The sequence below is a fragment of the Flavobacterium sp. FG68 genome (assembly GCF_057808895.1).
Genome location: NZ_JBMDIY010000001.1, coordinates 127,980 through 141,706, shown reverse-complemented (window position 1 = coordinate 141,706; position 13,727 = coordinate 127,980). Strand labels below are relative to the sequence as shown.

The 13,727-nt window shown below is 33.8% G+C and carries 9 protein-coding genes; 7 read left to right on the top strand and 2 right to left on the bottom strand.

All coding sequences use genetic code 11. The features are described 5' to 3' along the window. Positions 1-141: 141 nt before the first annotated feature. The 6 genes from metF to ACODSB_RS00585 all read left to right on the top strand — a co-directional run bounded on the left by metF (position 142) and on the right by ACODSB_RS00585 (position 8,855). Positions 142-1,098, top strand: coding sequence for a methylenetetrahydrofolate reductase [NAD(P)H] (gene metF, locus ACODSB_RS00610; RefSeq protein ID WP_180856406.1), 957 nt, complete (start codon positions 142-144; stop codon positions 1,096-1,098). Positions 1,099-1,316: 218 nt separating this feature from the next. Continuing rightward, the gene (locus ACODSB_RS00605; protein WP_488935634.1) at positions 1,317-1,970 is read left to right on the top strand and encodes a class I SAM-dependent methyltransferase; all 654 of its coding nucleotides are present in this window, start codon (positions 1,317-1,319) and stop codon (positions 1,968-1,970) included. A 165-nt stretch (positions 1,971-2,135) separates the two neighbouring features. Then, positions 2,136-3,359 carry a dicarboxylate/amino acid:cation symporter gene (locus ACODSB_RS00600; RefSeq protein ID WP_488935633.1) on the top strand — a complete coding sequence of 408 codons (1,224 nt, stop codon included), beginning with the start codon at positions 2,136-2,138 and terminating at the stop codon, positions 3,357-3,359. Positions 3,360-3,476: 117 nt separating this feature from the next. Continuing rightward, positions 3,477-4,871 carry a pyridoxal phosphate-dependent decarboxylase family protein gene (locus ACODSB_RS00595; protein WP_488935632.1) on the top strand — a complete coding sequence of 465 codons (1,395 nt, stop codon included), beginning with the start codon at positions 3,477-3,479 and terminating at the stop codon, positions 4,869-4,871. A gap of 299 nt (positions 4,872-5,170) precedes the next feature. Next, the gene (locus ACODSB_RS00590) at positions 5,171-7,537 is read left to right on the top strand and encodes a TonB-dependent receptor (protein WP_488935631.1); all 2,367 of its coding nucleotides are present in this window, start codon (positions 5,171-5,173) and stop codon (positions 7,535-7,537) included. 76 nt (positions 7,538-7,613) lie between these two features. Then, on the top strand, positions 7,614-8,855 hold the full coding sequence (locus ACODSB_RS00585) for a DUF4374 domain-containing protein (RefSeq protein WP_488935630.1): 1,242 nt from the start codon (positions 7,614-7,616) through the stop codon (positions 8,853-8,855). A gap of 518 nt (positions 8,856-9,373) precedes the next feature. On the opposite strand, the gene gldA is transcribed toward ACODSB_RS00585, so the two are convergent. Continuing rightward, positions 9,374-10,270 (bottom strand): gliding motility-associated ABC transporter ATP-binding subunit GldA, encoded by an 897-nt coding sequence (gene gldA, locus ACODSB_RS00580; protein WP_488935629.1) that lies wholly within the window; start codon positions 10,268-10,270, stop codon positions 9,374-9,376. 147 nt (positions 10,271-10,417) lie between these two features. On the opposite strand from gldA, the gene ACODSB_RS00575 reads away from it, so the two are divergent. Continuing rightward, positions 10,418-10,999 carry an outer membrane beta-barrel protein gene (locus tag ACODSB_RS00575; RefSeq protein WP_180856822.1) on the top strand — a complete coding sequence of 194 codons (582 nt, stop codon included), beginning with the start codon at positions 10,418-10,420 and terminating at the stop codon, positions 10,997-10,999. Positions 11,000-11,378: 379 nt separating this feature from the next. Here the strand turns inward: ACODSB_RS00575 and metE are convergent, their stop codons facing one another. Continuing rightward, positions 11,379-13,700, bottom strand: coding sequence for a 5-methyltetrahydropteroyltriglutamate--homocysteine S-methyltransferase (metE, locus tag ACODSB_RS00570; protein ID WP_488935628.1), 2,322 nt, complete (start codon positions 13,698-13,700; stop codon positions 11,379-11,381). Positions 13,701-13,727 lie beyond the last annotated feature (27 nt).

Genomic DNA, 13,727 nt, shown 5'->3' with positions numbered 1-13,727 from the left:
GTTTCAAGTTCTCTACAGCAACTTGAAACTTGAAACCTGAAACTTGAAACAAATAAAAAGATTGATTTACGTTTTTTGATTTCAGATTTTTTACACAGACTAAAACTCAAAATTCATAACTCATAACCCATAACTTAAAAAATGAAAGTAACAGAGCATATAGAAAACGCCAAAGGAAAAACATTATTCTCATTTGAAATTATTCCGCCTCAAAAGGGGAAAAGTATTCAGGAATTATATGATAATATCGATCCGTTAATGGAGTTTAAACCGCCGTTTATTGACGTAACTACTTCTCGCGAAGAATATATTTATATTGATAAAGGCAACGGACTTCTGGATAAAAAATTGACTCGTATGCGTCCGGGAACGCTTGGAATTTGCGCTTCTATAAAACACAAATACAATGTAGATACGGTTCCGCATTTACTTTGCGGTGGCTTTACACAAGAAGAAACAGAATATATGCTGGTTGATTGTCAATATTTGGGAATCAACAATGTAATGGCGCTTCGCGGCGATGCAATGAAAGACGAACAATCTTTTGTGCCAAAAGCGGGAGGAAATCATTATGCAATTGATTTAGTACGACAAATCAACGATCTAAACTGCGGAAAATATCTTCATGAAGTGATGGATATCGACAACAAAGCTGATTTTTGTATTGGTGTTGCGGGTTATCCTGAAAAACATTTAGAATCACCATCTTTACAATCAGATTTAAAAAGATTAAAAGAAAAAGTTGACGCGGGAGCAGATTATGTGGTAACACAAATGTTTTTTGACAACTCGAAATATTTTAATTTTGTTGCAAAAGCAAGAGAAATGGGAATCACAATTCCTATTATTCCCGGAATTAAACCAATTGCTGTTCAAAGACATTTACAAGTTTTACCGCAGATTTTCAGAATCGATTTACCGGAAGATTTAATTGATGCGGTGGATAAATGCAAAAATAATGCTGAAATCAAACAAGTGGGAATCGAATGGGCGATTCAGCAGTCATTAGAATTAAAAGCGGCAGGAGTTCCATTTTTACATTATTATTCAATGGGGAAATCTGAGAATATCCGCCAGATTGCTAGTCAGGTTTTTTAAGGTCCTTGCGAGGAACTTTGTCAAAGTTTTAAACTTTGACAAAGTTGATTGAGTACAGTTTGTCATTTCGACGAAGGAGAAATCTTCGCTAGAAACTCGACAAAGATTAGATTCTCGTTGCGGAGCTGCGTACGAAGATTTCTCCTTCGTCGAAATGACAAGAATGTGGAAGATGATGATTGGAATTTGGAATTTTTTTAATTGAAATTTAAAAAATTATGAAACAAGAAGAATTACAAGCCATAGCCTCTCAATTAAAACATCCATCTGGAGAAAAAGGAATCGAAATGGCAAATATGATGAACGAAACGAACATCAATATGACGCGCCATTCGATTCAAAATCTTAATATATCCAAAGAAAATAAAATTCTGGAATTAGGTCACGGAAATGCGGGACACGTAGAATTTTTGTTTGAACAAGCAGAAAATCTTAAATATTACGGACTGGAAATGTCGGAACTGATGTTTCAGGAAGCGCGCCAGATAAACAGAAATTTTGTCTCTCAAAAACAAGCTTTCTTTTCGCTTTATGACGGAGATAAAATTCCGTTTGAAGACGAATCTTTTGATAAAATATTTACAGTAAATACCATTTATTTTTGGCAGAAACCAGAAGAATTACTTCTGGAAATTTACAGAGTTTTGCAACCAAATGGAAATTTCTGTATAACCTTTGCCCAGGAAGATTTCATGAAGCAATTACCTTTTACACAATTTGAATTCGAATTATACAGCACTGAAAAGGCTCAGCAATTAATTGAAAAAACGCCTTTTAAAATTGTTTACACAGAAACGCAGACAGAAAAAGTAAAGAGCAAAACAGGCGAATTGGCAGACAGAGATTATACAACTATTGTTTTGGAAAAATAATTTTTCTGCCACTCCCGATAACTATCGGGATAAAAGATTTAAAAGGATTTTTAATTTGTGTTAATCCTTATATAATCTGTGGCAAAAAATAATTAACTCTAGCAGTTTTTTAAGTACTTTCATTGTTTATTATTAATCTTTCTGAATTATAACCCTTATTAAATTATGGAAGTTAAAAAAATCAATTTTCTACAAAATTACAGCAGCATACTTTTGCTTCTTGGCGGTATTATTATCGGGAGTATTTTTGGATTAGTGTTTGGAGAAAAAGTTTTGATAATAAAACCAATTGGTGATATATTCCTAAACCTGCTTTTTACTGCCATTATTCCGCTTATATTTTTCACGATTGGTTCTTCCATTGCTAATTTGGAAAGAACAGAAAAATTAGGAAAGCTGTTTGTTATCATGATTCTGGTTTTTTTGGCGACAATTCTTATTTCAGGAATTGTAATGATTTGTGCCGTTTATCTTTTTCCAATTCATCAGGATATTGCCATTACCAAAGTTCCGTTTGAAAAAATTGAATCAGGATCTGCGGGTGATCAAATAGCGAAACTGCTTACGGCAAATGATTTCTTCGAATTACTGTCGCGAAAAAGCATGCTGGCGTTGATTATCTTCTCTTTTTTAATTGGTTTTGCCACATTGCAGTCTGGAGAAAAAGGAAAGGCTTTCAAGAGTTTTCTGGATTCCGGAAACGAGGTTATGAAACAACTTTTGAACATTATAATGAAGTTTGCACCACTTGGTTTAGGAGCTTATTTTGCCTATCAGGTTGGTATTTTCGGGCCGCAGTTGTTTGGAGTTTATGCAAAACCTATGGCAGTTTATTATGCAGCCTGTATTTTTTATTTCTTTGTGTTCTTTAGTTTATACGCACTTGTCTCTGGCGGAAAAAGAGCATTTAAAGTTTTTTGGAGCAATAATATTACGCCTTCATTAACAGCAGTTGGAACCTGCAGCAGTATTGCAACGATTCCGGCAAATTTGGATGCTGCACAAAAAATGGGAATTCCGTCGCATGTTCGTAATTTGGTAATTCCGCTTGGAGCACCTTTGCACAAAGATGGTTCGAGTATGTCATCCATTTTAAAAATAACCTTTTTGTTTGCCATGTTTGGCAAAGATTTTACAGATCCCATGACCATTCTTCTGGCTTTAGGAATTACTGTAGTTGTCTCAATTGTAGAGGGCGGAATTCCAAACGGAGGTTATATTGGCGAAATCTTAGCCATTACTGTTTACGGTTTCCCGATGGAACAAGCGCTGCCAGTCGCCATGATTTTAGGAACCCTGGTTGATCCAATTGCCACTTTACTAAACGCAAATGGCGATGTAATCTGCTCGATGATGGTTTCGCGATTCTCTGAAAAAACCAAGTGGTAGCTTCGGTATAAAAAATTTCCTTTCAAAAATAATTCTTAAAAATAACTTTATCTCGCATGTAAAGGCTTCGACTTCGCTCAGCCTGACAATGACGCTGATCAAATAACTTATGTAAATATGAACACAACACTACAACACGATCTAAACGATTTAGAAAATATCTTAGAAAAAGCAAAACAACAAGGGATTGATTTTCTTAATAATCTTGAAAACATTTCAACATCCAATACCAATAGAATTGATCCCAAGCGAAATTTAAACGAGTTAGGTTTAGGTTCAGAAAAAGCTTTAAAAGAATTTAATGAAAGACTAGCGCCTTTATTAGTTTCGTCTCCGGGACCGCGTTATTGGGGATTTGTGACGGGCGGGTCAACTCCGGCTTCTATTGTTGGCGATTGGCTGGCAACGGTTTATGATCAAAATGCACAATCAATTAATTCGCAAGGAGGAAATTCGGCACTAATAGAGTTTGAAACTATTAATTTACTGCTGCAATTATTAGAACTTCCAGATTCCTTTTTAGGCGGATTCGTAACCGGAGCCACAATGTCAAACTTTACCAGTTTAGCAGTTGCGAGACAATGGTTTGGAAAACAACTTGGAAAAGATTTTGCTAAAAACGGAATTTCTGAAACCATAAATATCTTAACTGCAACGGCGCATTCTTCTTCCATAAAATCATTATCAATGTTAGGAATTGGAAGTCAGAATTACACCGTAATAAAAACGGTTGAAGGCAATCGTGAAGCAATTGATATTGCTGATTTAGAATTGAAAATTAAAGAATTAAACGGAAAACCTTTTATATTGATTTCAAGTGCCGGAACCGTAAATACTGCAGATTTTGATGATTTTGAAGCGATTTCAAATCTAAAAGAAAAATACAATTTCTGGTGGCATATTGATGGTGCTTTTGGTGGATTTGCTGCAGTTTCGGAGAAATACAAACATTTTGTAAAAGGCTGGGAAAATGCAGACAGTATTACAATTGATTGTCATAAATGGCTTAATGTGCCTTATGAAAGTGCCTTTTATTTAATTAAAAAAGATCACGTGAACCTGCAGATTGAAACGTTTCAGAATTCGAATGCACCATATTTAGGAAATCCGCTGGAGAATTTTAATTATTTAAATGTTCTTCCTGAAAATTCACGTCGTTTAAGAGCGCTTCCAGTTTGGTTTTCTTTAGTAGCTTACGGGAAAGAGGGTTTTTGCGATATTATTGAAAAAAGTATTTCACTGGCACTTCATTTTGGAAATGCTCTTATTGAAGACGGCAGCTTTGAACTTCTGGCTCCAATTAGATTAAATAATGTTTGCTTTACTTTAAAAGGGGATGAAAATCAAGATAAAGTGGGAGAGTTTTTAACCAAACTAAATGATACGGGAACCGTTTTTATGACGCCGACTTTTTATCAAAATAAAAAAGGAATCAGGGCTTCGTTTGTAAATTGGCGAACTACAGAAAAGGATATTAAAATAGTTTTAGAAGAAATCAAACAGCTTATCTAAAAAAACAAACAAAAACTTTTTTACAAGTCCTGCTAACTACGGTTAGCAGGATTTTTTTTATTGAATTTGTAAGGTTTTTAATGGATTTAAGTTTTGTGATTTTAACTTATTTTCAATTTTATTTAATAAAAACTTAATTTAATATTAATCAAATCTTAAGAATTGATGGATTTTTTTATTAATATTTTATTTTAAAGGTTAATTTAATTCTTATTTAGAATAAATAAAAATTAATTTGTTTTTATTTATATTTGTATGTTAATTTTGTGCAAAAATTTAATTTAAACCAAATTAATATAATGCAAATTAACAGACTATTAATCCTGATTTTATTGTTCTTCACTTCGATTCAGGGTTTTCCACAAAGTAGTAAAGTAAATTTAAGTGGTGTCATTTTAGGAAATAATGGAAAACCTGCTGAAGGTGTTTCGGTTGCATTAAAAGGGACATCTTATTCAACTTTAACAAACGAAAAAGGAGAATTTGAAATTAGTGCCGCTCCGGGTAATTATACTTTATCAATTTCTTATGTTGGTTACAAATCAAAACAAATCAAAATAAATCTGGATCAGTCTAAAACAATCCCAACGATCACTATTGAAGAGGATATGGCGGCTTTAGATGAAGTTCAGGTTAAAGGAAAATCAAAAGTACAGCGCGTTCGCGAAGAAGCCTTTAATATTACCGCAGTTGATTTAAAACAGCTTTATAATACTTCTGCCGATTTAAATCAGGTTTTAAATAGAACTACCGGAGTTCGTGTGAGAGAAACAGGAGGAATGGGATCTGCTTTTAATTTTTCATTGAACGGTTTTTCCGGAGATCAGGTTAAATTTTTTATGGACGGAATTCCATTAGATAATTACGGGCCATCTTTTACATTGAATAATATTCCAACAAATATGGCGGAAAGAATAGATGTTTATAAAGGAGTTGTGCCAATTGAATTAGGAGGTGATGCCTTAGGAGGTGCAGTAAATATTGTAACGAATAAAAATGTAAACAGATATATTGATGCATCATACAGTTATGGCTCTTTTAATACGCACAAGGCTGCACTAAATACACGTTTTACAAGTAAAAAAGGTTTTGTAACTAATCTTAATGCTTTTCTTAATTATTCTGATAATAGTTATAAAGTCGAAGCTCAGGTTCCAGATCCTGTAACAGGACTTTTTGGGCCGCCGGAAGAACTTAAGCACTTTCATGATGGTTATAAACAAGCAACTGTTATAGCAGAAGTAGGAGTAAAAGACAAAAAATATGCAGATTACTTATTAGTTGGTGTTACTGGCAGTGCAAACAAAAAGGAAGTACAACAAGGGCCTACTATGTTTAGAGTTGTTGGGGATGCTTTTGAAGACAGCCAAAATTTTGTTGCGTCATTAAAGTATAAGAAATCAAACTTGTTTACTAAAGGATTAACGGCAACTTGGGCGGCATCTTACAACATAGCAGAAGAACGTAAGGTTGATACGTCATCCAGAAGGTTTACATGGAGAGGAGTGCGTACAGACGTACCGGCTTATAATAGTTCGGGAGAAATTAATACCGTTAAAACTTTAATGGTTTATGATGTAAAATCTCTTCAAAGTAATGCTAATTTAAAATATGAGTTGGATGAGAATAACACATTTGCTCTAAATTATACTTATGTAGGATATAAGCGTACAGAGGATAATGAATATATAACTACGGACAAACCAACAAAACCATTTTTGAATAAAAATATAGTAGGTTTTTCATATAGTTTATCAGCACTTGAAAAAAGATTGTCTTTTACAGCTTTTGGAAAAATGCTTGATTTAAAAGGAGAAGTAACAACAGATCCGGGTACAACTTCAGAAAAAGTAGTTAACCCTTCCTTTAACAATTTTGGTTATGGAAGTGTCGCAGCTTATTTTTTAATTCCTGAAACTTTACAGCTTAAAACATCTTTTGAGCATGCTTACAGAATGCCATCAGCACTTCAATTATTAGGAGATGGTCTTAGAGTAAGTCCAAGTCCAAATCTTCAGCCGGAATCTAGTGATAATTTTAATTTTGGATTTTCTTATAAAAATGCTGCTGCGGTACACTCTTATGGAGCAGAAGCAAATTTTATTTATAGAAGAGCTGATGACTTTATACAAGACAGACAAGATCAAAGCAATCCATCAAAAAGTAAAGCGATTAATTTTAAAAATATTCAAGTAACCGGAGTTGATGGAGTTTTGCATTATGGTTACAAAGACTGGCTGGTTTTAGATTTAAATGCAACATATCAAAAAACGGTTAATAAAGATGCAACGGTTTCTCCGGGTACTAACCAGGTTAATTATTTGTATAATAAACAATTAGCAAACGTGCCAATTTTATATGGAAATGCTAATCTGGGATTTAACTTCAGGAAAATTAAATTTGATGACGACTTCCTTACCGTTAACTTATTAACGAATTATTCAAGCAGTTACTATTTAAGAAATCCAAATCTTGGAGAAACAGGTAAAAAAGAAATTCCAGAGCAGCTTTACTATTCCGCATCTGTAGCTTATTCACTTAAAAATGGACGTTATAATGTTGCCGTAGAGTGTTTTGATATCACAGACGTTAAACTTTACGACTATTTTAATGTGCAAAAACCAGGAAGATCGTTTACCCTAAAACTTCGTTATTTTTTCATGTAACCTTTCTAATACTATATAAAATTAATTCCAGAAACAGTTGAAGCTGCTGGTACTACTAAACTAAATTTAAATAATTATGAAAACACTTAAAATTAAAAATCTATTAGCAGTTATGCTAATGTCAGTTACTATATTTTCATGCAGTAGTGACGATTCTAATACAGAGGAGCCAATAACGTTAAGCAAATATGTTATTGGTTACCAAACTGATACCTGGAATGAAAACTACATGTGGAGCTTTAGTTCAATAGATCAGTTAATGACCGGAACAATAGACATGAATGGAAAAGGAATTGAGCAAGGCGGTTCATACATTCCAATTGCTAATACTATGTTTGCAATGGATAGTGAGGCAGAAGGTTCTGCACCATTTTCATTAAATGCTGCCGGAGCATTAGTTGCCGGAAGCCGTGTTTTTATCGAATCTCCATATGCTTATGGTGTTACTGAAGATAATAAATTATTAATTGTTGGTGCTTCATGGGAAGGTGCGAGTTCAAACAATGAATTAATTGTTTACGATCCTGTAAAACAATTTATTACAAGTCGTAAATTTAACGATTTTGCAACTACTACAGGTCGTTTTGATTTCCCAACAGGTGTAACAGTAGTTGGAGATAAAGTATTTGTATCTGTATTTAACAGAGATGCAAGTGATGACTGGCAGATAGATCAAAAACAAGCTTACATTAGAGTTTACGACTACCCATCTTTAACTTTTGTAAAAAGAATTGCTGATCCTCGTACAACTGCAGTTGGTATGTATTACACTAACACGGGTATTATACGCACAGATTCAGGAAACATTTATACTTTCTCTTCAAATGCTAAAGCTGGAGGTTATACTGTAAAAGAAGATTCTCACTCTGGAATCCTTCGTATTAATAAAGGACAGACAGATTTTGATGCTTCTTATTTCTTCGATCTTCAGGAAAGCACTCTTAACGGAAAAGTACTTGCAGCTTACCCAATTGGAGGAGAAAAAGCATACATCGTTTATCTTCCTGCTGCAGATGATACGGTAGAATGGGGTTTCTTACGTCATTATACCTTTAAATTTAAATCTGCAATTATCGATTTACCAACTAAAAAAATAACTGCAGTAACAGGATTACCTGGACACGCTGGAGATAATTATTTTGGTATAGGAAGTTTATTTGTTGAAAATGGAAATGCTTATAAAGCTTTTGTAACAAATGATGAAGTTCGTATTTACAAAATTAATTTAGAAACTGGAGTTGCAACTGCTGGTGCAAAAGTAACAGGTGGTGGAACTGATATTTCGGCTATTACTAAATTAACGTATACAGCTCAATAAAAATAGGTTAAAACTTTCTGTTTTAATTTCACATAACCATATAATCAATGTCTTTTACGGATTTGATTATATGGTTTTTTTATAATAACAATTTCATTTTAGAATTACAAAATATCTATTATTATCTCAAAACACCAAATTCAAATATCATTTCAGTAAAATAAAAAGAGCCTGTCTAAAATTAGCAGGCTCTTTTCTTTCAAAAAAAAATAAAAAACAAAAAAACAAGTTTAAGGGATCTAAAATTCTATATGTTTGGAGTTAATGCACTAATAGGATTATCCAGATTATATCAATATAAATTTTACAGATGCAAATATAATATTATTTATAACAAGTCTAAATAAAAATAATTAAAAATTGCAATAAACTTTACATGTTTGATACCAAGTAGATAAATATTTGATATTAAGAAAGATTAAGAGAGAAACAGAGATTCTTAGAAAAGAAAAACCGATTTATTCTTAGGAATAAATCGGTTTTTAATATATCTGAGACTGTAAACCGCGACTGAAAACTTACTTAGTAATTTCTCTAAACACCGCCTCCAGGTTTTTATTTTTCTGGTTTAATTGTAATGTTTTTAAACCATTTTCTGTAGCAAAGTCAAAAATTGCAGGGCGCATATCTTTTTCTGTAACAAAAGTTAGTTCCCAAGTCATGTCATGCGTGTTTTTGTACGAAGAAATGTTTTCTAATCTGGCTAAAAGCTGCTCTTCGACTTTATAATCAAACTCTACTTCAATAACTTGCTCTTTATTATCAGAAACTAAATGATCTAATTTATTGTCGGCAACAATTTGTCCTTTGTCAATAATTATGACACGATCGCAAATTGCTTCGACTTCCTGCATAATATGTGTCGATAAAAAAATGGTCTTATCCTTACCAATATTTTTGATTACGTTTCTAATTTCCATTAACTGATTCGGATCCAGACCTGTAGTTGGTTCATCCAAAATCAAAACATCAGGATTGTGAAGTAAAGCATTCGCAAGCCCAACGCGCTGACGGTATCCTTTTGAGAGCTGGCTGATTTTTTTATGGCTTTCCGGTGTCAGTCCTGTCAGTTGAATTACCTCTTCAATTCTTGACTTTGGCACCTTATAAACATCGGCATTAAAAGCCAAATACTCACGAACATACAAATCCAAATATAACGGATTATGCTCTGGTAAATATCCTATCGACTGCTGTACCGCTTTAGCGTTTGTCATGACATCGTGGCTATTTACAAGGGCTGAGCCGCTGTCGGCAAGTAAATAAGTAGTCAAAATTTTCATTAAAGTAGATTTTCCAGCTCCGTTGGGACCAAGAAATCCTACGATTTCTCCCTTCTCAATTTTAAACGAAATTTCATTTAAAGCTTTTTGCGCTCCGTAACTTTTTGATATACTGTTTATTTCTATTGACATGACTTTTTATTTGCTACAAAAGTAAACAGAAATAGTCTCGATTGCTAAAATTTATCTTTTAAAGTAATTATAAAAAATTAAACATCGCCCAGTATTCACGGCATCGTTATTGTTAAAGGAATGCTAAATTAAAATAAAACCCAAATTATGAAAAAAATTCTAGTGATGGCTGCATTGGCTATCTGCAGTTTTGCAAATGCACAAAAAGGAACAATCTTAGTAGGTGGAAACATCGGATATTCTTCTGAAACGGTTGATTATGGAGTTGGTGAAACAAAAACAAATCAATTTAGCTTTTCTCCTAAAGTAGGTTACCAATTTCACGAAAACTGGACAGTTGGAGGTGAATTTACGGTATCTTCAGCTAATGATGACAATGGTGCAAGAGAAATAAAAGATAATGATTTCAAATTAGGAGCTTTTGTACGTTATTCAGTGCCATTAAACCAAACTTTTTCTGTTTTTGCAGATATGGGCTTAGGTTTACAAAATAAAAAAAGAACTATTGATGGTCCTGGAAATGATTACTCAAAATCTAAAGCAGACGGAATGTACGTTGGAGTAACTCCAGCTCTTTTCATTAACATGAAAAAAGGTTTTGGTTTAAACTTCAGCATTGGTGGTTTAGGTTACGATACTTACAGCTATGACAACAATGGTCCGGATGTTAGTAATTTCTACTTCAATTTTGGACAAACATTTAACATTGGAGTTTCTAAAAACTTCTAATCTTAAGTTACATATTCAATTTCAGAAAAGCACTCCAATTGGGGTGCTTTTTTTATTGATAGAATCCCATTGAGTGTATCCTTTGCGCATAAGACGCACTGCGGTGCGTCTCTACGATATGCTTTGTGTTGATTTTTCTTTGATAATCATACACGTATTTTGTTCTGTAGAGACGCACTGCAGTGCGTCTACGCAACGAATATCGAATAAAACATTTTGTATTAAGATAGCGTATTGTTCGCTAAGATTTTTTGAAAACAAAAAGTCTTCTGCTTAAAAAAAATAATGCCCGCAAAAGTGAAGTCGAAACTAAATCATAACTAATTCCCGACTCCACTAAGCTGACACTAAAAAACAAAAATATATCTAAAAAGAACTATTAATTTACAGGACTTTCAACCGCAGCGCGCATTTCCTGAGCCGCTGCAACCATTTCGATTAAAGCTTTTTTGGTTTCATCCCAATGACGTGTTTTTAAACCACAATCAGGATTTACCCATAATTGATCTACTGGAATTACTGCCGAAGCTTTTTCTAATAAACGAACCATTTCTGCGCTCGAAGGCACACGTGGTGAGTGAATATCATAAACGCCGGGACCAATTTCGTTTGGATATTTAAAGTTGGCAAAAGCATCTAAAAGCTCCATTTGCGAACGGGAACATTCAATCGTAATTACATCCGCATCCATATCGGCAATGTTTTGAATAATGTCGTTGAATTCGCTGTAACACATGTGTGTATGAATTTGCGTATCGTCATTTACACCGCTTGCAGAAATACGGAAAGCTTTTACAGCCCAGTCTAAATATTTCTCCCATTCTTCTTTTCGCAATGGTAAACCTTCACGAATTGCAGGCTCATCAATTTGAATAATTTTGATTCCCGCTTTTTCTAAATCCACAACTTCGTCACGAATTGCCAAAGCAATTTGCGTACAAGTTTCAGAACGAGGCTGATCGTTACGTACAAACGACCATTGTAAAATTGTTACTGGTCCTGTAAGCATTCCTTTTACCCATTTTGGAGTTAAAGACTGTGCATATTTAGACCATTTTACCGTCATAGGGTTTGGTCTTGAAACGTCACCATAAATAACCGGAGGTTTTACACATCGGCTTCCGTAACTTTGAACCCAGCCATTTTTGGTAAAAGTAAATCCGGCCAATTGTTCGCCGAAATATTCCACCATATCATTACGTTCAAATTCTCCGTGAACCAGAACATCAATTCCGGTTTCTTCCTGAAAACGAATCGTAGCTTCAGTTTCTTTTTCGATTAAATCATTGTATTGTTCCGTAGTTAATTCGCCTTTTTTGAATTTCGCTCTCCAGCTTCTCACTTCAGCCGTTTGAGGGAAAGAACCAATTGTTGTGGTTGGGAATAACGGAAGATTTAAAGCCTCAATCTGACTTTTTCTTCTTGCTGCAAAAGCACTTTTACGTTTGTCATCTGAAGCTGTAATTCCGGCAACACGCGCTTTAACTTCGTTATTATGAATTAATTTTGAAGTCTTACGGTTTTCATTTGCAATTACGTTTCTTTCGTAGTCAACAGAATTTTTAACATCAACTTCTCCTGAACCAATTTGTTTTAAAAGTACAATTTCGTTGATTTTTTGTTTAGCAAAAGCAAGCCATTGTTTGATTTCAGGCGTTAGAGTTTCGTCGTTTGTTTCTAAATCTAAATCGCAAGGACTGTGAATTAAAGAGCAAGAAGGTCCAACTAAAATTCTGTCTTTACCTAAAGCATCAGTTGCTTTTTTAATTAATTCTAAAGATTTTTTGAAATCATTTTTCCAGATATTTCTACCGTCAACAACTCCCAAAGAAAGATTTACGTTTGAAGCCAGTTTTCCGGATTCTAAAATATCATCTAACTGAAGCGGACATCGAACTAAATCTAAATGGAAAGTATCAACCGGAAGAGCCAAAGCCGTTTCTAAGTTTTCTCCAAAACAGTCAAAATAATTCGCTAAAATGATTTTAAGTTTTGGGAAACGAATATTGATTTCGTTATAAACCTTTGTAAACGTATTTCTTTCTTTATCAGTTAAATTTAAAGCTAAGAAAGGTTCGTCAAGCTGAATATATTCTGCATTTTCTGCTTGTAATTTTTCGAAAATTTCGAAGTAAACAGGCAATAAAGCGTCAATAAGATCAATTCGGTTAAAACCCTCTTCCTTTTCTTTTCCTAAAAGTAAATACGAAATTGGCCCAATTAAAACTGGTTTTGTAGCAATTCCTAAAGCATTTGCTTCTTTAAATTCATTGATTATTTTTTCTGAAAACAATTCAAATTTTTGGTTCTTTGTAAATTCAGGAACAATGTAGTGATAGTTCGTATCGAACCATTTTGTCATTTCCATTGCTACAACATCCTGACCTTCTTTTTGTGCGCCTCTTGCCATTGCAAAATACAAATCAAGAGATGAATTTTTTCTTGCGAATTCGTGGTAACGCTGCGGAATTGCACCAACTGTCAAAGTCAAATCCAAAACCTGATCATAAAAAGAAAAGTCATTTGACGGAATTAAATCAACTCCGGCTTGTGATTGTAAATGCAAGTTTTTGATACGGATTTCTTTTCCGGCATCGATAAGTTCATCTGCCGAAATTTTTCCTGCCCAATACAATTCACTGGCTTTTTTTAATTCTCTGTTGCTCCCGATTCTTGGATAACCTAAATTATTTGTTTTCATTTTGATTTCAGTATTTTTTACTGAACA

Coding starts and splice junctions, on each gene's coding strand:
- ACODSB_RS00600 (WP_488935633.1), top strand. CDS start 2,136: ATGGAAGTTAAAAAAATCAATTTTCTACAAAATTACAGCAGCATACTT.
- gldA (WP_488935629.1), bottom strand. CDS start 10,270: ATGTCAATAGAAATAAACAGTATATCAAAAAGTTACGGAGCGCAAAAA.
- ACODSB_RS00590 (WP_488935631.1), top strand. CDS start 5,171: ATGCAAATTAACAGACTATTAATCCTGATTTTATTGTTCTTCACTTCG.
- ACODSB_RS00575 (WP_180856822.1), top strand. CDS start 10,418: ATGAAAAAAATTCTAGTGATGGCTGCATTGGCTATCTGCAGTTTTGCA.
- ACODSB_RS00585 (WP_488935630.1), top strand. CDS start 7,614: ATGAAAACACTTAAAATTAAAAATCTATTAGCAGTTATGCTAATGTCA.
- ACODSB_RS00605 (WP_488935634.1), top strand. CDS start 1,317: ATGAAACAAGAAGAATTACAAGCCATAGCCTCTCAATTAAAACATCCA.
- metE (WP_488935628.1), bottom strand. CDS start 13,700: ATGAAAACAAATAATTTAGGTTATCCAAGAATCGGGAGCAACAGAGAA.
- metF (WP_180856406.1), top strand. CDS start 142: ATGAAAGTAACAGAGCATATAGAAAACGCCAAAGGAAAAACATTATTC.
- ACODSB_RS00595 (WP_488935632.1), top strand. CDS start 3,477: ATGAACACAACACTACAACACGATCTAAACGATTTAGAAAATATCTTA.